The sequence below is a fragment of the Granulicella rosea genome, from assembly GCF_900188085.1.
In the GTDB taxonomy this organism is placed as follows: Bacteria; Acidobacteriota; Terriglobia; order Terriglobales; family Acidobacteriaceae; genus Edaphobacter; species Edaphobacter rosea.
The window spans coordinates 17,713-39,585 of the sequence record NZ_FZOU01000004.1 but is presented as its reverse complement, the minus strand read 5'-3'; the positions used below and the strand labels follow the sequence as shown (position 1 = coordinate 39,585).

Below are 21,873 nucleotides of genomic sequence, written 5' to 3'. Positions count from 1 at the left end.
TACTCTGTCCTTCACGACGCAGAGGGAACCGACACGCATGCAGCGGCTCAATGCAATCGACGCGATCACTCCGGCTATGAACCACACACAGAGGCTGCTGGGCGGGCCGCGCAACTGGCGCGTCTGGCTGAAGATCGGCGCGGTCGCCTTCTTTGCGCAGATGGGCGGCTGCAGCTCCAGCTTCAATGTTCCGCGCGGACACCATCAGGGGCTGCCGCCCGCGTTTGCGGCGGTGCTTGTGGCGATCGGAGTCGTCATCGCGGTGATCGCGCTGATTCTCGGGCTGGCGTTCTTTTATCTTTCGTCCCGGCTTCAGTTCGTGCTGTTCGACATGGTGCTGCGCCGGGATACGCGGGTCGCGCCCATCTGGCGGCGCTACGACAGGGCCACCTGGTACTGGATGGGGTTGAAGGTCCTGTTCTTCCTGGCCGTGCTCCTCTTCCTTGCCCCCGTGCTCGTGCCGACGATTCTTCACTTCATTCACAGCATGCCCGACGGACCGGCGCTGCCCAGGGAGAGAATGCCGGAACTCCTTGGCGCGATGTTTGGATTCCTCGGCGCGATCTTCCTGGTGATCCTTTTCATTGGACTGCTCTATGCGCTGCTGGCGGACTTCGGCCTGCCGTCCATGGCGCTCGAAGGCACATCGCTGGCGGATACGTTGCGCCGGATTGTGTGGCTGGTGCGCGCGGAGCCGGGGCAGGTGCTGGTCTACCTCATCCTGCGCTTTTTGCTGAGCTTTGCCGCGGCCATCGGCTGCTACATCGCGCTGGCCGTCTTTGCGCTCGTCCTGGCGATTCCGTTTGGAGGCTGCGGCTTCGCGCTCTGGATGGCGCTGCGGCATGCAGGAACGGGGGGACAGTTTGTGCTGATCGCAGGTTCCGTGGTGCTGATCGCGGCGATCCTCGTGCCGCTGGTCGTCGCGGCCATCCTGCTCTTCGGCGTCAGCTCCACCTTTCTGCGGGCTTACTCGCTCTTCTTCCTTGGCGGTCGATATCCCCTGCTGGGCAGCATTCTGGAGCCGGACCCAGGCTCGCCCTTCACTCCGCCGCCGCCCTTTCCTTCGCCGGACGAACGAAGCGACGACGGTGGCCCGCCGTTTCCGATGGACCCCGTGATCGCGTGATGGCGGATGCTGCTTAACCTCCTGAACCGATTGGAGTAAAGTGTCCTCATGTCTTTCTCTCGGATGAGTTTCTTCTCGCGTGTGGCGGCGGTGTGTCTTCTCTCGACCGTGGCGCAACCGGTCCTCTCCTTCGCCCAGCAGGACTGCATGGCCGGTATGGGCAAAGGCCAGATGGAGCATATGAAGCCGATTCCGCCGCCGGCGGAGCTGCCCGTACCGATCAAGTTGACGGGCATCGGCAACAGCCACATCGCCATCACGGCGACCCCCGAGGCGCAGGCCTGGTTCGACCAGGGGTTGAACCTGCTGCACGACTTCTGGGACTTCGAGGCGAACAAGGCCTTCGAGCAGGGGGTGCGCGTCGACCCCAACTGCGCGATGTGTTACTGGGGACTTTGGCAGACGGGCGGCTCTTTCCATGGCCCGAACAAGGTCTACGGGGAGAGGGCGCTGGCCGAGGCCGTGCGGCTGAAGAAGCACGTCAGCGGCGCCGAGAAGCTCTATATCGAGGCGGCCGAAGCGGACGCGGCGAAGAATGACAAGGAGTCCGTCGAGACACTGCGCAAGCTGGTGAAGAAGAACCCGAAGGATCCGCAGGCGAGGATCTTCCTCGCGAATGCGGTCAACGACGGCTTCGACGACAAGGGCGAGCCGAAGGCCGGGACGAAGGAGTCGATCGCCATCCTCGAAGGCGTATTGCGCGACGCTCCGAACGACTCCGCCGCGAACCACTACTGGATTCATGCGATGGAGCCGGGCAATCATCCGGAGCGGGCCATTCCGAGCGCGAAGCTGCTGGCGAGCCTTGCGCCGACCAGCGGCCACATGGTCCACATGCCCGGCCACATCTTCTACCGCACGGGCGACTACAAGGACGCGCAGGTGTGGTTCGAGGCCTCGACGGTCGCCGACGAGAAGTACATGCGAGAGCAGAAGGTCGATCGAGACGACGACTGGAACTACGTCCACAACATGATGTATTCGATCGCGAACCTGATGGAGATGGGCCGACTGAAGGATGCGGATGCGCTCTCGGACCGGCTCGCAGGCGCGCAGGGGCAGACGCCGGCGACGCTCTACACGCACTCGCTGCGCGACCAGCTCTCGCGCGTCAACTATCGGCTGCCGGTGGCGCTGCGCACGGCGGACTGGGACACGGTGCTCGCGCTGCTCGACGCCCAGACGCTGGCCGAGAAGGACAACAACGTCAACCTGCGCTTTCTGTCGACCGAACTGCACGACTTCGCGGTTGGCATGCGGGCGCTCGATCTCGGCGATCTGGCTGCGGCGCAGGCTGCGTCGGCACGCCTGGACGCCGGCCTGTGGCGCATGCATGCGGATGAAGATGCGGCCAGGGCAGCGAAGAACGGAGACAAGAAGGACGAGGCAAAGAAGGACGCGCCGCCCATGATGCCCATCATGCCGGATGCGATGGCCGGGCCGCTCGAAAAGTCGCTTGGCATCGCCTCGCTGGAGCTGCGCGCGGGCGCACTGATTCAGCAGGGCAAGCTGAACCCGGCGAAGAAGCTGTATGAAGAGGCCGCGAAGGAAGAGAAGGCGCTGGGCTATCGCGAGCCGCCGGCGTACATCCGGCCGGTGCATGAGACCGAGGCCGCGGCGCTGCTGAAGGCAAAGGACTACACCGGCGCGAAGACCGCCTATGACGCTGCGCTGGCCGAACGGCCGGAGTCCGGCTTCGAGCTCTACGGCGTGGCTTACGCGAAGGAACTTTCAGGCGATCAAGCGGGCGCGCGCGCCGGGTATCAGGCGCTGCTGAAGGCCTGGCCGACGGCGGATAGCAGTCTTCCCGAGCTTGTCCACGCGCATCGGGTGCTGGGGGATGCGGCGGTGGCGTCGAAGTGATGAAAGGCGGAGATCGAGAGCTGTCAGCTGAATCGCTGTAAGCTGACAGCTCTCAAAGACATCTTTCCCTACTCCTCGACCTTCTTCTTGTTCCGCGCGCGAATCTTGAACCAGATGGGCGAGCCGATGAAGCCGAAGTTCTCGCGGATCTGGTTGGCCAGGAAGCGTTCGAAGGAGAAGTGCATCTTGACGTCCTTATCGGTGAAGAGCACGAAGGTCGGCGGAGCCACCTGCGCCTGCGTCATGTAGTAGATCTTCACGCGCTTGTTCATCGGCACCGAGGCGCGCTGGAAGTCGACCTTTTCGAGGAACTTGTTCATCTGGCCGGTCGAGACGCGCTTGCGCCGTTCGCGCGCGACCAGCTCGACCTTGGCGAAGACTTCGTTGATCGCGCGCGGCTTGTCGCCGTCGGCGGGCGCGGCGGAGATGAAGAGCAGCGGCGCGTATTCCAGATACTTCAGCGCGTCGCGCACCTGCTGGGCGTAGACCTTCTGGTCGACCGGCGGCTTGCCGTCGGTGCGCGCCGTGGTGACGAGATCCCACTTGTTGATGACGATGATGACCGAGCGGCCGCTCTCGTGCGCATAGCCGCCGATGTTGGCGTCGATGCCGGTGACGCCTTCGGTCGCGTCGATGACAAGCAACGAGACGTCCGCCGCTTCGAGGTGCTTGCGCGCCATGATGACCGAGAGCTTCTCGGCCATGAGCTTGGTCTTGCCCTTGCGGCGGATGCCGGCCGTATCGACGAAGCGGAAGAGATGGCCCTTGCGCTCGACGATCTCGTCGACCGCGTCGCGCGTGGTGCCGGCGATGGGCGAGACGATGGCGCGGTTCGTCTCGGTCAGCGCATTCAGCAGGGTGCTCTTGCCGACGTTCGGGCGGCCGATGATGGCGACCTTGGTCTCGCGCGACTCGTACTCGCCGTGCGTGCGCTGCTTGCGGATGGGCGCGGCGTCGGCCTCGGCCTCGTCGCGGGCTTCGAGCTCGTCGTAGCTGAGCGGCTCTTCCTCGACCTCGGGCCTGTCCTCGGGCAGAACCTCGTAGACCGCGTCCAGCAGGTCGCCGATGCCATGGCCGTGCTCGGCGGAGATGGTCATGACATTGCGAAAGCCGAGCCGGCGGAAGTTCTGCGCCGCGTTCTGCATCTCGACGTTGTCGATCTTGTTGACCGCGAGAAAGGTCGGCTTGCCGCCGCGAAGGAGCAGCCGGGCGAGCTCCATGTCGGGCGAGGCCAGCTCCGTGCGGCCGTCGACGACCATGACCACGGCGTCGGCCTCTTCGAGCGCGACCTGCGCCTGGCGGAAGATCTCGCTGGGGATCAGGGCCTCGTCGTCCGGCACGACGCCGCCGGTGTCGACGATGCGGACGTCGCGACCGGCCCACTCGATCTGGCCGTAGATGCGGTCGCGGGTGATGCCGGGCTCGTCGCCGACGATGGAGCGGCGGGAGTCGGTAAGGCGGTTGAAGAGCGTGCTCTTGCCCACGTTCGGCCGGCCGCAGATGGCGACCAAGGGTAGCGCCTTCGACGCCGCATGCTCGAGCGTGACCGACTGCTGCAGGGCCAGCAGCTCCGCCTCGCGCCAGTCGTCCTCGGGCGTCGCGGGCTTTACGATGCGTCCGGTGCGGGCCGTCCCACGGGGAGCCTTGGGTTCGGGAATCTTTGCCGAGTTGCGGCCTACGCCTTTTTCTTCTTCGCGGTAGGCGATGGTCTTCTTGGCTTCGAACTCCGGCGAGCGGCGGGAGACGAACTTCTTCGCGCCCTCCTCGGCTGCCTTGGTGGCGATGACTTTGCGCTTCTTGGGGGCAACGCCGCCGATGCGCGTCGCACCGGTCGTCGGCGTGGACTTCGGCGAACGACCCTTCTTCGGCCGCGTGCTCGCCTGCCGGTGCTTCTTGCCTAATCTTTTCTTATCGTCCTTCTTCACTGCCATCGAACTTCACCTGTGTGCCTCGCGCGCGACAAACGCTGCGCGGAAACTTTCCTGAACTCTTTATTATAAGAAGCTGCGGGCGTTCGTGCCGCGCTGTAGGGCGGATTCCGTAAGTATGCCCAATCTTCTGGACACGTTCGCTAAATCTTCGCGTCCCCAGCTATCATCTGTGTAGTGTCCACCGCCCCGACTGTCGCGCCGCCTATCCCGTCCAAGCTGCCTACGCTGCGTGAGTTCTTCGCGCCGGGCGGCTTGCTGTCGAAGTCGTCGCTGGCCTTCGAGCATCGCAAGGGGCAGTACGAGATGGCCCAGGCCGTTGAAGCGGCGTTCAACGATAAGCGGCACTTGATCGTGGAAGCGGGGACAGGGACGGGGAAGACCCTGGCGTATCTGCTGCCGGCGCTGCGGTTTGCGCGGGAGCGACAGCAGCGGGTGATCCTCTCGACCGGGACCAAGAACCTGCAGGAGCAGCTTTACTTCAAGGACATCCCGTTCCTGGAGTCGATCCTCGGGCCGCTGAAGGTCTGCTACATGAAGGGCCGGGCGAACTACCTGTGCAAACACAAGCTGTACGCACTCCGCGACAGTCCGCTGCTCAGCGGGCTGGAGGAGATCGACCAGTTTCATCAGATCGCGGTGTGGGAGAAGACGACCGAGACGGGCGACCGCGCGGAGTTGTCGCATCTGCCGGAGAGTTCGCCGCTTTGGTCGAAGCTGGATGCGCGGACCGAGGCTTGCCTGGGCCAGTCGTGCCCGGATTGGGAGCCTTGCTTTGTGACCGCGATGCGGCGCAAGGCGCTTGAGTCCGACCTCATCATCGTCAATCATCACCTGTTCTTCGCCGATCTGAATATCAAGCAGCAGGCCGCGGGCGCGCCGGACGCGGGCATTCTGCCGGAGGCCGCGGCGGTGGTCTTCGACGAGGCGCACGAGCTGGAGGATGTCGCGAGCAACTACTTCGGCATCGGGCTGACGAACCAGCGATTCGACGAGCTGGCCCGCGATACGGAGACGATGCTGCGGGCGAAGCAGGCCTCGTCGAGCTCCATCGAGTCGGCGACGAACATCCTGCGCGAGCGATCGCGGATGTTCTTCGCGGCGCTGCCTACTGAGGGGCAGCCGATTGGGCGGATGCCCTTCGAGCATCGCGAGTATTTCCTGGAATCCGACGGCGATGCGTATCTCGGCGCGCTGAACGCGCTGCAGCGGCTCGAAGGCGAGCTGGAGCATGTGAAGAACGTCGACGAGACCAAGGGGCTGATCAAACGCACGGCGGATATTCGTGCGCACCTGAAGTTTCTGCTGGAGTCGGACGATCCGAACACGGTCTTCTGGATCGAGCGCCGGGCGATGGGCGGCGTGCGCAACTTCGCGCGCGGAGCGACTCAGCAGGCGTACAACACGCAGTTGCAGGCGACGCCGATCGACGTGTCGGCGCTGCTGACCAGCTCGCTGTTCGACGCGTACTCGTCGGTGGTGCTGACCTCGGCGACGCTGACGGTCTCGGGCGGCTTCGACCATGTGACCAAGCGGCTGGGGCTCGCGCTGGCGCGGGAGCTGGTCGTGCCCAGCCACTTCGACTACGGCAAACAGGCGCTGCTCTACCTGCCGCCGAATATGCCCGATCCGCGCGAGCCCGACTTCGTCAACCACGCGGCCGAACGCATTCGCCGCGTGCTGGAGATTACGAAAGGCCGCGCGTTTTGTCTTTTCACCAGCTATCAGCAGATGCGCGCGATGCACGACCGTATGCTGGCCGAGCTGCCCTATCCGCTGCTGCTGCACGGGACGGCGCCGCGCCACGTGCTGCTGCAGCAGTTTCGCGATACGCCGAACGCGGTGCTCTTCGGCACGAGCAGCTTCTGGCAGGGCGTGGACGTGCAGGGCGAGCAGCTCTCGTGCGTCATCATCGACCGGCTGCCGTTCGCGGTGCCGTCGGACCCGATCGTGAAGGCTCGGATGGAGGCGATCGAGGCGGCGGGAGGCAAGCCGTTCTTCGACCTGCAGATACCATCGGCGGTCATCACGCTGAAGCAGGGCTTCGGCCGGCTGATCCGGTCGCTCGACGACCGCGGCGTGCTGATGCTGCTCGACCCGCGCATCCAGCGGCAGCGCTACGGAAAGATCTTCATGGACTCGCTGCCGCCGTACAGGATGACCCAGAGCATCGAGGATGTGGAGCGGTTCTTTGCGCCGGTGACCGGCAAGGCTTAAGGGCGGCTTCGGAGGAAAGTTCGTGCGCCGCTCCTCGAACGCAGGTCCTTCGCTTCGCTCAGGATGACAGCTCATTGGGGTCAATTTTAGTTGACACTTTGCACTGCAAAGTTTAGCTTTACATTGCAAAGTAAGTTATCAAGCCTATCGATTCGGGTAGGTAGCGCTAGTCCTGTCTTCATTCACTTTGCATTGCAAAGTAAATCACCTAAGGAGATTCCACTATGAGCAGCTTTGTCACACCTCCGCCGCCGCTGAAGTCCAACATTGTGCGTACCTTTTCGCTGGGAGGAAAGTTCTTCATTATCCTGATGCTCGCGCTGGTGATGAGCATCTCGGGTTTTTTCATCGAAAGCCTCACCACCGAACGCGCCAGCATTCATGGGGTACAGCAGGCGTCGGAGAGCGCGCCCGCGCAGCCGGAGAGGCTCTTCGGGGTGGAGCTTGCGGACTCCTACCGGGCGATCCATCGCTCGCTGCACTACATTACGCTGTTCCTCGGGCTGGTCTTTCTGACATATTTTCTCTTCGAGGTGATGACCGGCAGGAGCGTCCACCCGGCGCAGTACGCGCTGGTGGGGGTGGCGCAGACGATCTTCTATTTGCTGCTGCTTTCATTTGCCGAACACCTGGGCTTCGACCTCAGCTTTCTGATCGCCGGCGGCTGCACGGTGGGGTTGTTCGCGATTAATACGCATTGGCTCTTCCATAGCCGGAAGCTCGGGATGCGGGCGCTGGGGGTGTTTACGCTGCTATACGCGTTTATCTACGTGCTGCTGAGGGTGGAGGCGTACGCGCTGCTGGTGGGGGCGGTGGCGAGCTTCTTCGCGGTCGCGGCGGCGATGTACGTCACGCGGAATGTGGATTGGTATGGCGAAGGGGCTCCGGTCGCTGCCGCCACGGCCGCAGGCGGGCGCGACTCGTGGCTGGATTGATTGTTGTGCGCCCCGCCGCGCGCGATGGAAGGCGCGGCGGGCTGCACCTTCCAACGTGCCTCTTTTCAGACCGGGCCGATTCGGTTGTTATCGCAGCGACGCCATGACCGGCCTTTTCTCGGGCAGCGCGAGAGTCAGGGCCATGGCTGCCCAGTTGGTGGCGGCGGCGGAGATGAACTGGTCGTACTTGTGGGGGAAGCCGGCGTCGGACCAGGGCTGGAAGCCGAGTGCCCGGGTCTGAACGTACCAGGATCCGTCGGGCTGCTGGTGGCTGAGCAGCCACTTCATCCCGCGCTGGTAGGCGGGGTCGGAGACGGCCATGCCCGCGGTGTGCAGGGCGACCAGGCTCTTGCCGGTGGCGTAGGCGGAGCTGTCCATGGAAGGCAGATCGGACCAGCCGCCATCGGGCTTCTGGGCGGACTTCAGCTCCTGCACGGCGCGCAGCAGCGCGGGCTTGTTGGTGCCGGCCCAGGCCAGGCCGGAGACGCGCCAACTGCGGTCGTCGTTGTTGTAGGACTTGGCGGTCGCGAGCCACGCCGCGCCCAGGGCGATGGATTTGCGATAGACGGCGGCATCGGTCTTCGGCGCGTAGAGCTGCAGCCCGCGCAGCGAGAGCGCGGTCTGGCCGGTGTAGTTGAGGCAGAGGGGCTGGCGACCGTCGCCATGCGGCTGCTGCCACTCGCCGTTGGGCTTCTGCCTCCAGAGGATGTGCATCGCAGCGGCGTCGGTGTCGAGGTTGGGCTTGTAGCCCTCGGCGTCCAGACCGAGGAGGATATAGGCCATCACGTTTTCGCTGAAGTTGTCTTCGACGGGCAACAGGAAGCCCTGATGCAGGATGTCGCGCGCCTTGGCGAGGGCATCGGCGTTCACGTGGAGCTGGCTTGCGGCTGTCTGCTCGTCCACGGCGAAGCCCTGTTTGCGGGCCAGGGACATGGTCATGGCGGTCAGGTTGTTGTTGTGGCAGGAGACGCAGCCGGAGTTCTTGGCGAAGTTGGCGTCGGCGCGCTGCAGCAGAGGCAGGCTACTCTGGACGGCGGGGCGCAGCTCGCTGGTGAAGCGCGCGGGCAGCACAGCCGCGTGGGGCTGGCCGGGCTTCGCGCCGATGGAGACGAGGTAGTCGACGATGGGGGTGTGCCCATGCTGCATCGCCATGTCGAGGACGGTCATGCCGGAGTCGCCGGAGTGCTCGTGCAGGCTGTGTGCGTTTACGTCCGAGCCGCCCGCGACCAGGAGCTTGATCGCATCGAGCGACAGGACGTCCGAGGCGGCGGCGTAGAGCAGAGCGGTGCGACCGGAGCCATCCGGGAGCTTCGGGTCCGCTCCATGCGCGAGCAGCAGCCTGATCGATGCGGCGTCGTCGAGGAAGGCGGTGTCCTGGAGCGTGCTGGTGTAGATGCCCTTGTCTTCGAAGGTCTTATCGGCGGCCTTCAAACCGTCGAGCTTCGCGACCGTGAGATCGACGCAGCGGCGGCACTCCATGATGATGTTCATCACGAGGATGGGTTCGGCGTCGCCGCGTAGCTTCGCGCCGCGGTCGAGCAGAAGTTCGAAGCTGGCCGCATCGCCGGCGGTCGCGGCTTCGAGCAGGGCGGAGGATTGGCCGCCAGGCCGTTCGTTGCGGTTCGGATCGGCGCCGTGGTCGAGCAGCAGTTTGACTGTCGCGACGGCTCCGGGCCGCCGGGCGGCGATCATCAGCGGCGTGCGGAAGTCGGCCGAACGCGCGTTCACGTCGGCTCCGTGGGCGACGAGCACGGCGGTCTTGTCGAACTCGTGCGCGGCCCACATGAGCGCGGTCGCGTCCTCGTCGTTGCGCAGATTCGGATCGGCGCCCAGCTTCAGCAGTTGGTCGAGCGTCGCGGCGCCGGTGTAGAGGACGGCGTACATGAAGGGCGTCGAGCCCTCTGGACCGCGCGCGTTCAGCAGGGCAGGCGTGGCCGAGACGAGTTTCAGGAAGGCGGGCAGTTGGTTGTCGCGCAGCAGATCGACGGCGGCGATCGCATCGGGGTTGAGGGGCTTCGGTTCGGCCTCGTTCGAAAGGCTGTCGGGCCAGTCGGCGCCCTGGTCGATCCAGCGCCTGAGCAGGTCGACCTGCTCGGCGGTCAGGGGCTTGTCGGGCGGCATCGGCGGTCCGAACTGGCTGTCGCTGACGCGATGAAAGAGCATGCTGTTGGCGCTGTTTCCGGGCACGACGCGGCGGGTGAACGCTTTCATCGCCGAACTCTTGCGGTCGAGCCTCATGCCGCCGCTCTGCTTGGTCGCACCGTGGCAGCGAACGCAGTTCTGCCGCAGAATCGGCTGGATGTCGTGGGCGAAGTCGATCTTCTCCGTCGTCTGCTCGCTCGCGGACCGCGCGCTGGCCGGGGTGACGAAGCGGCTCCAGCAGCTTGCAAGGCCCAGCGCCAATACGGTGGAGAGGGAGAGGACGGACGTCAACTCGAAGCGTTTCTTCATGGGAACCCCTACGATGAATCCGCGGCAGCGGCTACCGCCATGCTCTTCGGCGGTCTCTTCGAAAGCAGTCTGGATCGGGGCCCGATGGTGACCAAAGACTAGCGGCTCGCTCTGGGGGTGTCAATCGATTCTGTAACTTACCTCTCAAATGGGTGCGCCGCTCCAAAGGCCGCGCAGGACCGGTAGAATAGAGCAGAGTTCATGGGACGCAACCTTTACATACTCGCCGGCACGCTGTTTCTCTTTGCTCTGGTGGCCTTTGGGCTGTCGGTGTCGAACGTTGCGCAGCAGCCTGGGTCGCCGGGCGACGCTTCGCTGTGGCGGACGATGGGCCTTGGGTTCTTCGTGCTTTCGATGGTGATTGCGCTGGGCGGCATCTTTTCAACGCTGTTCGAGCAGGCGGAGCGGCGGGCGGAAGAGGCCCGTGCGGCGCGCCGTCGCAAGCCCTGAATCCTTCCTGCCGCGACCCGGCCCGGCCGAAACCGCTACAATAGAGGTTTAGCTGGCAGCAGAAGGGAAGCAGCACGCAATGTTCGAAGTCACCGTCCAGGCCGGGTTCAGCTCGGGACACTATCTCCGCAACTATCGCGGCAAGTGCGAGAATCCGCACGGCCACAACTACAAGGTCTTCGTGACGCTGGTCGGCGAGGAGCTGGACGCGACCGGTCTGCTGCTCGACTTCAAACTGCTGAAGCAGGTGATGAAGCCGACGGTCGAATACCTGGACCATTTCATGATCAACGATCTGAAGCCGTTCGACGAGGAGATCAACCCGAGCGCCGAGAATCTGGCGAAGTATTTCTACCAGCAGACGGCGCAGCAGATGATCGAGATGACCGGCGGCCGCGTTCGCGTGAAGGACTGCACGCTGTACGAGACCGACACGAGCTTCGCGCGGTACTACGAGTAAACCGCCTTATACTGTCGTGGAGGTGAGACGATGCAGATTGAATTGAGCGAAGATCTTCGACCTGCCTTGGAGAAGAAGGCAGCCGATGCAGGAATGAGCGTCGCCAGCTATGCGAATCTCATCATGCAGGAGCAGATTCTTCTCGACGCCGACGCCAGTTCACGGCGTATCGCGACGATAGACGCCTGGATTCAGCAGATGAAATCGAATGAAGCGACCTCCGGCAGAGGCGCGCAGGAATGGCGCTCCTTCATTCACGAAGGGCACGCCTATTGAGTTTCGTGCTCGACAGTTCGGTAGCGCTTAGCTGGTGCTTCAAGGATGAGCAGACTCCGGAGACCGTTGGGGTTCTGAGCATGGCGAAGACGAGGGCAATCTTCGTTCCGCCTATCTGGCATGTGGAAATGTCGAATATCCTTGGGATGGCTTTGCGAAAGGGACGACTGAATAAGGCCGAGGTGTTGGGCGCGATAGGCTTGTTCGCTGCTCTGGAGCTTCACACGGACTCAACCGTGCGTCCAACCGGTCCCGGCACGCTGGTGCCGCTTATGCAACTCCACCGTTTAACTGCGTACGATGCGGCTTATCTTGAATTGGCGCTTCGCCTCAACTTGCCTTTAGCCACACTCGATAAGCAACTCGCCGCAGCGGCTTCGAATGCGGGTGTGGCGCTTATCCTGCCGAGTTCATAGACTTATGCATTTGATCGAACTGTATAAATCCGTCCAGGGGGAGTCGAGCTTCACCGGGCTGCCGTGCATCTTCGTGCGTCTGGCGGGGTGCAACCTGCGCTGCGCGTGGTGCGACTCGGAGTACACCTTTACCGGCGGCAAGCCGTTTACGGCCGACGAGATCGTTGCGCAGATCGAAGCGCTGGCGCCGTGCAGGCTGGTCGAGTTTACCGGCGGCGAGCCGATGCTGCAGGCGCGCGAACTGCTGCCGCTGATGGAGCGTCTGCTGGCGGCGGGCTACACGCTGATGATGGAGACCTCGGGCGAGCGGGCTTTGGCGGATGTGCCGAAGGCTGTCCACAAGATCGTGGATGTGAAGTGTCCCGGCGCGGGGGCGGCTGCGTACAGTTTCCGGATGGAGAATCTCGACGCGCTGACGAAGGGCGACGAGGTGAAGTTCGTGCTGAGCCATCGCGCGGACTATGAGTTCGCGCGCGCATTTATTGCCGAGCACAGGTTGAACGAGAGAGCTGGCGGCGTGCTGCTGAGCCCTGCTTTCAGCAAGAATCCCAGCCCGCTGCGGACGGTCGAGAATGCGACGCTGGACCCGAGGACGCTGGTCGAGTGGATGATGGAAGACGGCGTGGACGCGCGGTTGAGCCTGCAGATTCACAAGTTCATCTGGGAACCGATGAAGAAGGGCGTTTAGCGGTAGCAGTGGCCCGGAAAAGAGAAGCAGATCCTTCGGCTGCGCTGCGCTCCGCTCAGGATGACAGGTGTTTGTGGCTCAGGATGACACGCGTTTGTGGCGGCTCTTTCCAGTCCATTCGAAGTGTTGTCATCCTGAGCGAAGCGAAGGATCTCCGTTTTCTTTCCATTCTGCGCTAACATCGCTCATGCGCCTTCTCTCTGCCGTTTTCCTGCTCGCTGTGTCTACGTGCGCCTTTGCGCAGGCTCCCAAGCCGATCGAGATCAAGGTTGTTATCGTCAGCATGTTCGAGCGCGGCGAGGACGCGGGCGATGTTCCGGGCGAGTTTCAGTTCTGGGTCGAGCGCCAGCATCTGGATACGGTGCTGCCGGACCCGGCGGGCTATCACCAGTTCCGGCTGAATCCGAAGACCGGCGTGCTGGGCATGGTGACGGGTATGGGCACGGCGCATGCCGCGGCCTCGATCATGGCGCTGGGGTTGGACCCGCGCTTCGACCTGACCCATGCCTACTTTCTGGTGGCGGGCATCGGCGGCATCGATCCGGCGAAGGGCTCGCTGGGTTCGGCGGTGTGGTCGGACTATATCGTGGACGGCGATCTGGCGCATGAGATCGATCCGCGCGAGGCGCCGGCGGGCTGGACGACGGGCTATCTTCCGCTGGGCAAGAAGGTTCCGTACGAGCAGCCGCGCGAAGAGCGCAATCCGGGCGACGATGGCGTGGTCTACAAGCTGAATCCGGGGCTCGTCGGCTGGGCGTTCAACCTGACGAAGGACACGCCGCTGGCCGACACCGACGGCATTCGCGAGAAGCGCATGCAATACATGCCGGATGATGCTGCGGCTCCGGCGCACCGTCCGCCGTTCGTACTTCGCGGGGACAATCTATCGGCTTCGACCTACTGGCATGGCAAGCTGATGAACCAGTGGGCGCGCGACTGGGTGAAGTACCAGACGGACGGCAAGGGCAGCTATGCGATCTGCGGGATGGAGGACACGGGCACGATGCAGTCGCTCACCTATCTCGGCAAGGCGCACAAGGTGGACATCCACCGCGTGCTGGTGCTGCGGACGGCGAGCAACTTCGACCAGCAGCCTGCGGGCATGACCGCGTCGCAGAGCCTGAGCGGGGAGAAGCTGGCGAAGTACTCGGCTTACATCCCGGCGCTCAACGCGGCGTATGGGGTGGGGCACGTAGTGGTGGATAAGCTGGTGGCGGATTGGGCGGTGACGCGGGAGCATGTGCCGGGGCAGTGAGCTTGCCGGAAACGCCTACTCCTTGGCGTAGGCGCGGTCCTTCCAGGAGACCTTGCCGCCGGTGAGCTTGCGCAGCAGCGCGTACCACTGAACGGCAAGCAGCAGGACGATGCCGATGGGGTGCAGGAATGCGCTGAGCCAGCTCTGGCGGAAGCGCGAGGCCGCGAGGATGCGGGTCAGCCATGCGGCGAAGACGCCGATCAGCGCCGCCACGATGACGAACGTGCCTGCCGGTGTGATTCCGAGGATATACATGCGGTGTTGCAGGAGGAAGAGTAAGTTCGGCGCCGCGATGAGCGCGCCGAGCGCCAACGCTCCGATGTAAAGAAACGGCACAACCTGTCCCAGCAGCAACAGGAGCGTTACCGGCACGATGCGGTTCGGGGCGGCGAGGCCTTCGGTGGCGTTCTTCGCCAGCCCCTGCCAGACCTGCGCGGCGCTGGTATACATGCGGCATTGCGCGAGCGGCGTCAGGTCGGCGAGGTCGGTGCGGTATCCGTGGTGGCGGAAGAGGCGGGGCAGCAGCAGGCCGTCGTGCATCGTCTCCTTGATCTGGGAGTGGCCGCCGGTGAAGAAGTAGTCCTCCTTCCACGCCATCAGGAACTGGCCGCAGCCGGCGGCGAGCGCGGGGTCGACGCTCGAGCGCATGCGTGCGACGGGCAGGAAGCCGAGCAGGACGAAATGGATCAGCGGCAGCAGCAGCCGTTCGAGCCACGTGCCGGTGATCTGGCGGGGGAAGCCGCTGACGAGGCCGAGCGGCTTGGTCTGGTCGGCGGAGGAGAGAAACGCGGCCATGCGGGCGACGCACTCCGGTTCGAGCCGCACGTCGGCGTCGACGAAGCAGAGGACAGGGTACGCGGCGGCGCGGGCGAGGTTCCAGCAGGCGTGCTGCTTGCCGTTCCAGCCCGCCGGCAGGATGGGGGCGCGTTCGAGGCGGACGCGCGGGTCTTCGCGGATGAGCGCCGCGACGAGGTCGCCCGTGCCGTCGGTCGAGGCGTCGTCCATGACGATGACCTCAAGTTCGACTCCGGTGCTGGCCAGCACGGAGCGTACGCAGGCCACGATGCCCGCCGCTTCGTTCCGCGCCGGGATGAGGACGGAGACGGCCGGCAGTTCGGCGTCGCCCGCGGGCGGGGGCGGCACATACAGCCGCAGGTTCACCGCGAAGAGGATCGCGGGGATGAGCGCGCAGACCAGGGCCGCGAGTGCGAGGGTGACGAGCATCATTCGGGCGCCTCGGGCAGCGGGGTGTGTTCGGCGATGTAGGGGCGCCGGCCGAGCAGCGCGGCGAGGCGTTTGCCGAGGGCGTAGAAGCCGCCTGCGCCGGCGCTGCCCTGGCGGAGCGTGGTGAAGGCGCGCGGATCGCGGGCGATGGCAACGGTCTTGAGCTCGTCCATTGCGACCAGCAAGGCGGATTCGAGCTTCAGTTGGATGTCCTGCTCGCCGGGTGCGACGTGGACGGGTTCGCCGAAGTGGAGCAGCGTCTCGGGCAGGCGCTCATCCCAGAATGGGTATTCGATGGCGAGCGGCAGCAGGGTGCAGCCGCCCTCGACCTTTGCGGCCAGGGCGGCGAGGCCGGGTTTGAAGTCGAGCGGACGCTGGCGCGGATCGGCGAAGCGCCCCTGCGGGGTGACCCAGAGGACTCCGCCGGATTCGAGGATCGCCTTACCGGTGCGGAGGAACTGGGCGGCGCCGCGCGCGGTGTGCATCTCGACCGGGAAGATGCCGATGCTCCGGAGGATGACGTAACGCTTCAGGGCGTCGGCGTCCATCGGCGCGTAGTGCCGGCGTTCGCTCATGCGTTCGGCCGCGAGCAGGACCGAGACCATGGGATCCCACCAGGAGCCGTGGTTGGCGTAGACGATGAGCGGGCGGCCGGGATGGGTGAAGCGTTCGAGGTTGCGGGCGCGGACGGCGTGGAACTGGCGGCGAAAGTATCGGCGCGCGGTGCTGCGAAAGAAGGCCAGGATGGGCCTCGAGATCGCGGGCACGGGTTGTCGGGGCGCGGCCATGGGCGGATGAGGCAAGCGTACCTTAAAGAACTCCTGCAAAGACAGATTAGAGCAGGGAGAAAGACAAACGCAGAAGCAGATTCCCTGCGGGAATGACAAACAAGGATTTGCTAGGCGTTCGCGTCCTGGTCGAGGGAGTCGGCGGCGATCCAGCCGGACATCATGACCATGGGCATGCCGGGGCCGGGGTGGGCTGCGCCGCCCGCGAGGTAGAGGCCGGGCATCTCCTTGCTGCGGTTGGCGGGTTTGAAGGCGCCGTTGAAGACGCCGTGGCTGGAGATGCCGTAGATGGCGCCGTTCAGCACGCGGTAGCGGTCGTGGATGTCCTGCGGGGTCAGGGCGGACTCGTAGACGATGCGGTCCTCGATGTCGGGCATGCCGCCTGTGCGCTTCAGCTTGTCGAGAATCACCTGGCGATAGGCCGGGAACATCTGCTTCCAGTCGTGGTGCGGACGCAGGTAGGGCGTGTGGACGAGGACGTAGAGCGCTTCGCCGCCCTCCGGGGCGCTGCTCGGGTCTGTCTGCGACGTCGCCGCGAGGTAGCAGGTGGGGTCGGGCGCGGGTTCGCCCTTGTCGTAGATGGCGTGGAACTCCTCGTGCGGGTCGCGGGAGAAGACGAAGTCGTGGTGGGCGAGGTGGTCGTAGCGCTTGTTGAGTCCGAGGTAGAGGACGACGCCGGAGCAGGCGGCCTCGTAGCTGCGTTTGTGCTCGAACTCGCGGGCGACCGGGCCGCCGATCAACTCCCGATGCGTGCGGACGGCGTCGGAGTTCGAGACGACCGCGTCGAACGTGTGGACGACGCCGCGTGTGGTGACGAGGCCGGTGACCTTGCCGCCGTGGCCGGTCAGGGGCGAGCCGTCCGAGAGGATCTTCGCCACGTCGGCGCCGGTGTGGAAGGTGACGCCGAGTTCGGTAGCGAGTTTGACCAGGCCTTCGGGCACGGCGCGTGTGCCGCCCATCGGGTACCAGATGCCTTCTTCCATCTGCATGTGGCCGATGGCGCAGAGGATGGCGGGCGAGGCGTCGGGGCTGGAGCCGACGTACTGGACGAAGTGGTCGAGCATCTGCGCGGTGTTGGCGTCGGGGATGTTCTCGCGGATGACCTCGGAGACGGTCTTGCCGAGACGCATCCGCATGACGTCCCTGAGGACGTTGAGGTCGAAGGCGCCCTTGACGTCCATGGTGTCGCGCATGGAGCCGATCGACCGCCAGAAGAAGAAGCGGTCGGAGATGGAGTGGAGCTGCTCGGACTGTTCGAGGAACCTGAGGTAACCGGCGCCCATCTTCGGCCAGATGGCTTCGAGCGATGCAGCCATCTCGCGGGCGTTGTCGCGCAGGTCGATGACCTTGCCGTCCTCGAAGAAGCAGCGCCACTGCGGGTCCAGCCGGACCATGGGGACATAGTCCTCCATCTTCCTGCCGGCCTCTTCAAAGACCTTGCGCAGGACAGAAGGCTGGATGAGGATGGTCGGACCCATGTCGAAGCGGAAGCCCTTCTCGCGGAGCTGCGCGGCCTTGCCGCCGAGCCAGGGGTTCTTCTCGAAGACCGTGACCTTATGGCCGCGCGCGGCGAGGGTACATGCCGCTGCCAGACCCGCCAGACCGCTTCCGATGACGCCTACGTTCTTGTTGCTCTGCATGTTGCTCCTTGTGTTGTGTGGCTAAACAGTGCGAAGGCCCAGGGCTGAAGCCCTGTTCACGTCCGGAGTTTATTCCTGGGCTTAAGCCCCAGGCTTCCACCGAAGGCTCTCACCTGAGCTTTCGGGCCGCGTCGATCATGCGGCGCAGGCCGGCCCAGCGCTCGGCGCGGGTGGGGGCGTGGCTCATCTGGATGACGCCTTCGAACATCCCGGCGTGGGTCTTCGTGGTGGGCGCGTAGTGTTGGAGGCTCTTGCCGCGGCGGGTGAGTACGCTCTTCGCGGCGGTCATTTCGAGCAGGCCCTCTGGGCCCCGCGTGACGCCGTAGCCGCTCGCGCGCCGCCCGCCGAAGGGGATGCGCGGGTCGGCGGTGGGTACGATGAGGTCGTTGATCAGGATCGTACCCGCGGTAAGCCTCTCACTCAGCCTGAGCGCGGCGGCCTCTTCGCCGAAGATCGCGGCCGTGAGGCCGAAGGGGCAGGCCTGCTGGGCTTCGAGGACGGCCTGCTCGTCGGGGCAGGGGATGACGGTGAGGATCGGGGCGAAGATGTCGGTGCGCGCGACGCGCATGGCGGGCGTGCCGTTCAGTATAAGGATGGGGCGGAGGAAGATGGCGTCGGCGTCTCGCTGTGCCTCTCCTTGCCAGACCTCGGCGCCGTGGAGCTTTGCGTCGGCGAGGAGGTCGCGCAGAAGCTGGCGTTTGGCCGGGTCGGTGTAGGGGATGCCTTCGATCTTGGCGAACTCGGTGCGGATCGCGGCGAGCAGAGGCTCGTGCTGACTCCTCTCGGGAGAGCCGACGAGCAGGAGGCGGCGCGGCGCCATGCAGGTCTCGGAGCCGTTGAGGCGCATGCCGAAGGCCAGCGCCTGGGCGAGGCGGGCGGGGTCGGCGGTGGGCAGGGCGATGACGGCGTCCGAGCCGGACGCCTCGACGATGCAGGGGGTGAGGGTCTCGGCGGCGGCGGCCAGCACGCTGCGGGCGGCCTGGGCGGAGCCGGTGAAGACGATCTTGTCCGGGCTGGCGGCGAGTTCCTGCAGCGAGGCTTCGACGGCCTCGTCCGTGACGCGGAGCAGGCCCTCGGGCAGACCGGCGTGTTCGAGCGTGGCGGCGAAGACCTCGGCGACGGCCCGTCCGCCGCGTCCGGGCTTCCAGACGACGGCGTTTCCGGCGGCGAGCGCCTGCAGCGCCTGAACGCCGGGGAGGAAGAGCGGGTAGTTCGCCGGGCCGATGATCAGGACGACGCCGAAGGGCGCGCGGTAGACCTCGCTCGAGACGCCGGCGAGCCAGAAGGGCAGGCCGGCTCGGCCGAGTCTCTTTGGTTTCAAGAGCCGGGCGGCGTTCGATTCCAGAAACCTGCAGCCGGCAAGCAGCGGTAGCACCTCTGCGGCGAGCGTGTCCGCCTGGGTTCGGGCGAGCGTGGCGGGGATGGCCTCGACGAGGTTTGCGGTATTCCGTGCGAACAGGCCCCGTGCGATCTTCAGCACACGCAGGCGGTGCGAGACAGGCAGCGCGGCCCACGAGCGCTGCGCGAGGCGCGCGTGGGCATTGAGGTCGACCTCGGTACAGTCCGTCGTTATGGTGGCGGAGTTCATCTCGATGCGGCGGTCTCCGAAGTACTCTCTGCCGGGCGGTAACCCATGACGGACATCTGTCTCAAGAGGCTGCTCCAACCAGGGAGATGCCCCGCATCGGGTTGCTCTGCGGCTCCCACTGGGGCTCTATCTCCAGGTCTTCGAGCAGCAGGCGCGAGGTGATGCGTGCGCTCTCGAAGATGACCGGAAGACCGGAGCCGGGGTGCGTGCCGCCGCCGACGAGGTACATCTGGTCAATGTCCTCGAAGCGGTTGTGCGGGCGAAGGTGCAGCATCTGGTCGAGCGAGTGCGCCATCGAAAACGTCGCGCCCTTATAGAGATCGAAGTCGGCAGCCCAGCCCGACGGGGTAAGAATCTTCTCCGTGCGGATACGGCCTTCGAGGCCGGTGATGCCGATCTTCTCCATCTGCCGGATGGCGAGCTCGCGGAAGCGTGGCGTCTCCCTGGCCCAGTCGACCTTGTCGGATTCATGCGTGACGGGCAGCAGGACGTAGAGCGTGCTCTGCCCGGCGGGCGCCAGCGTCGGGTCGGTGACGCTGGCGTTCTGGACATAGAACGACGGTTCGGCCGAGAGCTCGTGCAGCTCCTCGATATCGCGCAGGTTCTGTTTGTAGTTCTTTTCGAGATAGATGGTGTGGTGCGAGACGTCGTCGTAGCGGCCGTCGATGCCGAGGTACATCATGAAGGTCGAGCAGGAGTACTTCTTCTTCGCCAGCCGCTCGTCGGTCCATTTGCGACGGGCGGAGTTCGGCACCATGCGGCGCATGGCTCCGGCGAAGTCCGCGTTGACGACCACGGCGTCGGCGGACAGGGTGTGGTTCGCGGTCTTGACGCCGACGGCCTTGCCGCGTTCGACCATGACGCGCTCGACCGGCTCGTCGAGCAGGAATTCGACGCCCAGCTCCTCGGCGATGCGCGCCATCGCCCGCGTCACCGAGCCGCAGCCGCCGGTGGGGTGAAAGACGCCGTGCTCGTACTCCAGGAAGGACAGGATCGAAAAGAGGCTGGGACAGCGGAACGGACTCATGCCGAGGTACTTCGACTGGAAGCTGAAGCCGAGGCGGATGCGTTCGTCCTGAAAATGCGTCTGCAGGTCGCCGTCGAGCGACTTCCAGGGCGCGAGCAGCGGCAGCAGCTTCAGCATGTCGGGCTTGGCCAGGTCGCGCCAGCTCTCGAAGGGGCTTTGCAGGAAGGGCAGAAATTTGGCGAGCTTGTTGCGATTGTGGTTCAGAAACTGGTGAAAGCGGCGTGCGTCCTCGGGCGAGATGGCGGCAATGGCCTGCTCCATGCGTTCGACATTGGGCGTGGCGAGCAGCTCGCCGCCGGCGCCGAAGACCAGCCGGTACTGCGGGTCGAGCCGCGTCATGGGAACCTCGCGGTCCAGGTCGTAGCCCGCTGCGGCGAAGATCTCCTTCAGCACCTGCGGATAGAGGAAGAAGGTTGGCCCGGTATCGAACTTGAAGCCGTCCCGTTCGATGGTGGAGGTGCGTCCACCGACCTGGCCGCGTTTTTCGACGACCGTCACCTTTACGCCCGATTTGGCGAGCAGCACGGCGGCCGCCAGCCCGCCGGGACCTGCCCCTACAATGACCGCACGACGATCCTGCTTCTTCATCAAAACGTTACGCCCCCGCAACCGACAGTTCCAACTTAGCTGAATCTAGATGAAGAGATGCCGGATCGCGCCTCCGAGTTGAGGCGCTCTTCCGTCCGGTCAATCTTCGAACGGTACAACTTGGGTTGACTCAATCTACGCGAAAAAAAACCGGTTCGCAGCAGGTAAAGCGGGCAGGCGGTATTCTTAGTCGTCTGGAGTGCATACCGTTTTGAACCTGCTCGTACTTTCGTCCCACCGCGGCGACGCCGCTTTTTCGCTTGGACTCGCGATGCCGCAGTGGCTGGCGTCGCGGCATCGCGTCACCGTCCTGAACGTGTTTACCCGCAGCCTCCATGCACCTTACTCGGATGCGGATACGGTCCACGAGAACGACCGGCTGGCCTATATATCGTCCATCCGCCGGAAGGAAGACGAGCAGCTTTTGAAGGCGATTCCCGGCCTCGCGATGGTCGACTTGAATATGAAGGATGCTCCGATCCGGCTGCACTGCGAGGGCGGGCTCGTTCATTCCATGGAGTCGAGCGCGGAGGACACCGCCATACCGAAGATTCGAAAGGCGCTGGCGAAGCTGGCCGCCGAGCCGCGCGCGTTCCACGCGGTTCTGCTGCCGCTGGCGCTGGGCAACCACGTCGACCACCGCGTGGTGCGCGATGCGGGGCTGGCGTATCTCGCCGAGAGCCAGCCGGGGCTGGCCTATGCGCTCTACGAAAATCTTCCGGCGTCTTCGGAGGACCGGGTTGAGGCCTCCGACGGTCTGACGCCCGTGGTGTATCCCGGCAAGGCCAGTGACGCGGCCGAGTGGAAGCGGCGCGTGTCGCAGCTTTACGCTTCGCAGATCGAGGCGGCGGACGCGGAGGCGATCGCCGCGCGCGCCGTTCGTCTGGGCGGAGAGCGGGTGTGGGGGAACGCGGCGTGGACGGCGGCAGGACTCTAGCGGCTGGCTTATCGTC

General features: G+C 64.9%; 18 protein-coding genes. 11 read left to right on the top strand and 7 right to left on the bottom strand.

All coding sequences use genetic code 11. The features are described 5' to 3' along the window. Positions 1-37 precede the first annotated feature (37 nt). Both CHB87_RS12015 and CHB87_RS12010 read left to right on the top strand, forming a co-directional pair. Complete coding sequence (locus CHB87_RS12015; RefSeq protein ID WP_089408703.1) at positions 38-1,126, top strand: DUF7544 domain-containing protein; 1,089 nt, start codon at positions 38-40, stop codon at positions 1,124-1,126. A gap of 48 nt (positions 1,127-1,174) precedes the next feature. Next, positions 1,175-2,989 carry a tetratricopeptide repeat protein gene (locus CHB87_RS12010; RefSeq protein WP_142988322.1) on the top strand — a complete coding sequence of 605 codons (1,815 nt, stop codon included), beginning with the start codon at positions 1,175-1,177 and terminating at the stop codon, positions 2,987-2,989. A gap of 68 nt (positions 2,990-3,057) precedes the next feature. On the opposite strand, the gene der is transcribed toward CHB87_RS12010, so the two are convergent. Then, positions 3,058-4,920, bottom strand: a complete 1,863-nt coding sequence (gene der, locus CHB87_RS12005) for a ribosome biogenesis GTPase Der (RefSeq protein ID WP_089408701.1) — start codon at positions 4,918-4,920, stop codon at positions 3,058-3,060. A 174-nt stretch (positions 4,921-5,094) separates the two neighbouring features. Here der and yoaA point away from each other — a divergent pair, with 174 nt between their 5' ends. Both yoaA and CHB87_RS11995 read left to right on the top strand, forming a co-directional pair. Continuing rightward, positions 5,095-7,134: a DNA repair helicase YoaA gene (yoaA, locus tag CHB87_RS12000; RefSeq protein WP_089408700.1), complete on the top strand. Its 2,040-nt coding sequence runs from the start codon at positions 5,095-5,097 to the stop codon at positions 7,132-7,134. 224 nt (positions 7,135-7,358) lie between these two features. Then, positions 7,359-8,069, top strand: coding sequence for an inner membrane CreD family protein (locus CHB87_RS11995; protein WP_089408699.1), 711 nt, complete (start codon positions 7,359-7,361; stop codon positions 8,067-8,069). An 87-nt stretch (positions 8,070-8,156) separates the two neighbouring features. On the opposite strand, the gene CHB87_RS11990 is transcribed toward CHB87_RS11995, so the two are convergent. Beyond that, entirely contained in the window at positions 8,157-10,520 is a 2,364-nt protein-coding gene (locus CHB87_RS11990) for an ankyrin repeat domain-containing protein (protein ID WP_089408698.1), read from the bottom strand. A gap of 201 nt (positions 10,521-10,721) precedes the next feature. Between CHB87_RS11990 and CHB87_RS11985 the strand changes: the two genes are divergently transcribed. From CHB87_RS11985 to CHB87_RS11960, 6 genes are all read left to right on the top strand, one after another. Next, complete coding sequence (locus CHB87_RS11985; protein WP_089408697.1) at positions 10,722-10,970, top strand: hypothetical protein; 249 nt, start codon at positions 10,722-10,724, stop codon at positions 10,968-10,970. A gap of 79 nt (positions 10,971-11,049) precedes the next feature. Beyond that, a complete protein-coding gene (queD, locus tag CHB87_RS11980) occupies positions 11,050-11,430 on the top strand; it encodes a 6-carboxytetrahydropterin synthase QueD (protein ID WP_089408696.1) in 381 nt (126 codons plus the stop codon). A 30-nt stretch (positions 11,431-11,460) separates the two neighbouring features. Next, a complete protein-coding gene (locus CHB87_RS11975; protein WP_089408695.1) occupies positions 11,461-11,706 on the top strand; it encodes a hypothetical protein in 246 nt (81 codons plus the stop codon). A gap of 5 nt (positions 11,707-11,711) precedes the next feature. Further along, positions 11,712-12,122 carry a type II toxin-antitoxin system VapC family toxin gene (locus tag CHB87_RS11970; protein WP_245817993.1) on the top strand — a complete coding sequence of 137 codons (411 nt, stop codon included), beginning with the start codon at positions 11,712-11,714 and terminating at the stop codon, positions 12,120-12,122. 4 nt (positions 12,123-12,126) lie between these two features. Continuing rightward, positions 12,127-12,810, top strand: a complete 684-nt coding sequence (locus CHB87_RS11965) for a 7-carboxy-7-deazaguanine synthase QueE (RefSeq protein ID WP_089408693.1) — start codon at positions 12,127-12,129, stop codon at positions 12,808-12,810. A 187-nt stretch (positions 12,811-12,997) separates the two neighbouring features. After that, a complete protein-coding gene (locus CHB87_RS11960) occupies positions 12,998-14,065 on the top strand; it encodes a purine nucleoside permease (RefSeq protein WP_089408692.1) in 1,068 nt (355 codons plus the stop codon). Positions 14,066-14,080: 15 nt separating this feature from the next. On the opposite strand, the gene CHB87_RS11955 is transcribed toward CHB87_RS11960, so the two are convergent. From CHB87_RS11955 to crtI, 5 genes are all read right to left on the bottom strand, one after another. Beyond that, entirely contained in the window at positions 14,081-15,292 is a 1,212-nt protein-coding gene (locus CHB87_RS11955; RefSeq protein ID WP_245817958.1) for a glycosyltransferase family 2 protein, read from the bottom strand. Further along, positions 15,289-16,056, bottom strand: coding sequence for a lysophospholipid acyltransferase family protein (locus CHB87_RS11950; RefSeq protein WP_217897042.1), 768 nt, complete (start codon positions 16,054-16,056; stop codon positions 15,289-15,291). The genes CHB87_RS11955 and CHB87_RS11950 overlap by 4 nt, the downstream gene beginning before the upstream one ends. Positions 16,057-16,187: 131 nt before the next feature. Beyond that, positions 16,188-17,717, bottom strand: coding sequence for a phytoene desaturase family protein (locus CHB87_RS11945; RefSeq protein ID WP_089408690.1), 1,530 nt, complete (start codon positions 17,715-17,717; stop codon positions 16,188-16,190). 109 nt (positions 17,718-17,826) lie between these two features. Next, on the bottom strand, positions 17,827-19,305 hold the full coding sequence (locus tag CHB87_RS11940; RefSeq protein ID WP_089408689.1) for an aldehyde dehydrogenase family protein: 1,479 nt from the start codon (positions 19,303-19,305) through the stop codon (positions 17,827-17,829). Between the two features lie 61 nt (positions 19,306-19,366). Continuing rightward, entirely contained in the window at positions 19,367-20,920 is a 1,554-nt protein-coding gene (crtI, locus tag CHB87_RS11935; RefSeq protein ID WP_089408688.1) for a phytoene desaturase family protein, read from the bottom strand. A gap of 211 nt (positions 20,921-21,131) precedes the next feature. Between crtI and CHB87_RS11930 the strand changes: the two genes are divergently transcribed. Then, entirely contained in the window at positions 21,132-21,857 is a 726-nt protein-coding gene (locus CHB87_RS11930) for a PIG-L family deacetylase (protein WP_176441718.1), read from the top strand. Positions 21,858-21,873: the final 16 nt, after the last annotated feature.

What these genes read in the sequence shown, in the direction of transcription:
- CHB87_RS12015 (WP_089408703.1), top strand. Translation starts at nt 38, where the DNA reads ATGCAGCGGCTCAATGCAATCGACGCGATCACTCCGGCTATGAACCAC.
- CHB87_RS12010 (WP_142988322.1), top strand. Translation starts at nt 1,175, where the DNA reads ATGTCTTTCTCTCGGATGAGTTTCTTCTCGCGTGTGGCGGCGGTGTGT.
- der (WP_089408701.1), bottom strand. Translation starts at nt 4,920, where the DNA reads ATGGCAGTGAAGAAGGACGATAAGAAAAGATTAGGCAAGAAGCACCGG.
- CHB87_RS11995 (WP_089408699.1), top strand. Translation starts at nt 7,359, where the DNA reads ATGAGCAGCTTTGTCACACCTCCGCCGCCGCTGAAGTCCAACATTGTG.
- CHB87_RS11990 (WP_089408698.1), bottom strand. Translation starts at nt 10,520, where the DNA reads ATGAAGAAACGCTTCGAGTTGACGTCCGTCCTCTCCCTCTCCACCGTA.
- CHB87_RS11985 (WP_089408697.1), top strand. Translation starts at nt 10,722, where the DNA reads ATGGGACGCAACCTTTACATACTCGCCGGCACGCTGTTTCTCTTTGCT.
- queD (WP_089408696.1), top strand. Translation starts at nt 11,050, where the DNA reads ATGTTCGAAGTCACCGTCCAGGCCGGGTTCAGCTCGGGACACTATCTC.
- CHB87_RS11975 (WP_089408695.1), top strand. Translation starts at nt 11,461, where the DNA reads ATGCAGATTGAATTGAGCGAAGATCTTCGACCTGCCTTGGAGAAGAAG.
- CHB87_RS11965 (WP_089408693.1), top strand. Translation starts at nt 12,127, where the DNA reads ATGCATTTGATCGAACTGTATAAATCCGTCCAGGGGGAGTCGAGCTTC.
- CHB87_RS11960 (WP_089408692.1), top strand. Translation starts at nt 12,998, where the DNA reads ATGCGCCTTCTCTCTGCCGTTTTCCTGCTCGCTGTGTCTACGTGCGCC.
- CHB87_RS11955 (WP_245817958.1), bottom strand. Translation starts at nt 15,292, where the DNA reads ATGATGCTCGTCACCCTCGCACTCGCGGCCCTGGTCTGCGCGCTCATC.
- CHB87_RS11945 (WP_089408690.1), bottom strand. Translation starts at nt 17,717, where the DNA reads ATGCAGAGCAACAAGAACGTAGGCGTCATCGGAAGCGGTCTGGCGGGT.
- CHB87_RS11940 (WP_089408689.1), bottom strand. Translation starts at nt 19,305, where the DNA reads ATGAACTCCGCCACCATAACGACGGACTGTACCGAGGTCGACCTCAAT.
- crtI (WP_089408688.1), bottom strand. Translation starts at nt 20,920, where the DNA reads ATGAAGAAGCAGGATCGTCGTGCGGTCATTGTAGGGGCAGGTCCCGGC.